This is a genomic window from Streptomyces sp. NRRL S-495, from assembly GCF_000966955.1.
In the GTDB taxonomy this organism is placed as follows: domain Bacteria; phylum Actinomycetota; class Actinomycetes; order Streptomycetales; family Streptomycetaceae; genus Kitasatospora; species Kitasatospora purpeofusca.
Window position 1 is genome coordinate 1 of record NZ_JZWY01000686.1, and the last position, 1,083, is coordinate 1,083.

Consider the following 1,083-nt stretch of genomic DNA (forward strand, 5'->3'; position numbering starts at 1 on the left):
GGGTGGGGCCGGCGCGGTTCAGCGCTGGCAGAACACCTTGGAGACGGCGGTGAACCAGCCGCTGGACTGCCGGACGTCGGAGGCGAGGCGGTAGCACTGGCTGCGCTGCCAGCCGGCCGCCTGGGCGTAGGACAGCGCCACATTGGTCGCGCTCTCGATGGCGGCGCCCATCGAACCGCCGGTCCCGCTGCCGGTGAAGGTCGCCGTCTCGGTCGCGGTGACCGCCCGGCCCGAGGTGGTGGTGAGGGCGGCGGCGCCGGTGGTGGACGCCTGGGCGGCGCCGACGCCGCCGAGGAGACAGGCCGAGGCGGCGAGGGCCACGGCGGTGACGCGCAGACGGATCGTGGACGTGCGGCTCATGGACGTGCGGCTCATGGGGACTCCTCGATGACGGGTCGCGGTCGTGACACTCGTGGAAGCGGGGCCCAGTCTTGTCGCGTGCGCCACGGCCGACCAAGGTGCTTCGGCCTCCGTCGAATCCGGACACCGGCCAGGGTCCGTCGCGTTCGGGGCAAGCCGTCCCCGTGTACGGTTCGCGCACGCTCCCTTGTCCGGGGTGGCGGGCGACGCGGCCCGGCCGCCGCGCCTAGGTTCGCCGCAATCCGCACCACCACCGGCGAGCGCAGGGAGCCACGCACGTGAACTGGCTGATCCACGACTACCGCGAGGACGACCTGGCCGCCGTCGTCCATCTGATCGACAGCACCGCCGGGCTCGGGCAGGAGTCGGTGTTCTCGCTCGCCGAGTGCATCGGTGCGCTCACCGCCCGCCAGCCCGCCGTGGTCGCGGTGCACGACGGCCTGCCGATCGGGGCCGCCCTCGCCCAGGTGGCGGGCGCGGGCGAACGGGCCTGGGTGATGCGGGTGGCGATCGCCCCGGCCTGGCGCGGGCGCGGTCTGGCCAGCGCGCTGCTGCGGGAGCTGGAACGGCGGCTGGTCGAGGCCCGGGTGCGACGGATCGCCTATGTGCTGCCGGCGGAGGAGCTGCTCGGCGAGGGGCTGCGCAACGCCGGCTACGAACGGCGGCCCGCCGCCGCGTACTTCGAGAAGACCGAGCCCGCCGCGGGCCCCGCCGCCGGCACCC

Annotated in this window: 2 protein-coding genes; one reads left to right on the forward strand and one right to left on the reverse strand. The window is 75.1% G+C overall.

From position 1 onward, the window contains the following. Positions 1–18 precede the first annotated feature (18 nt). The gene (locus tag VR45_RS30815; RefSeq protein WP_159394411.1) at positions 19–375 is read right to left on the reverse strand and encodes a hypothetical protein; all 357 of its coding nucleotides are present in this window, start codon (positions 373–375) and stop codon (positions 19–21) included. A 263-nt stretch (positions 376–638) separates the two neighbouring features. On the opposite strand from VR45_RS30815, the gene VR45_RS30820 reads away from it, so the two are divergent. Beyond that, positions 639–1,083, forward strand: a 445-nt coding sequence (locus VR45_RS30820; protein ID WP_045943163.1) for a GNAT family N-acetyltransferase, incomplete at its 3' end; no start/stop codon positions are given.

Coding starts and splice junctions, on each gene's coding strand:
- VR45_RS30815 (WP_159394411.1), bottom strand. CDS start 375: ATGAGCCGCACGTCCATGAGCCGCACGTCCACGATCCGTCTGCGCGTC.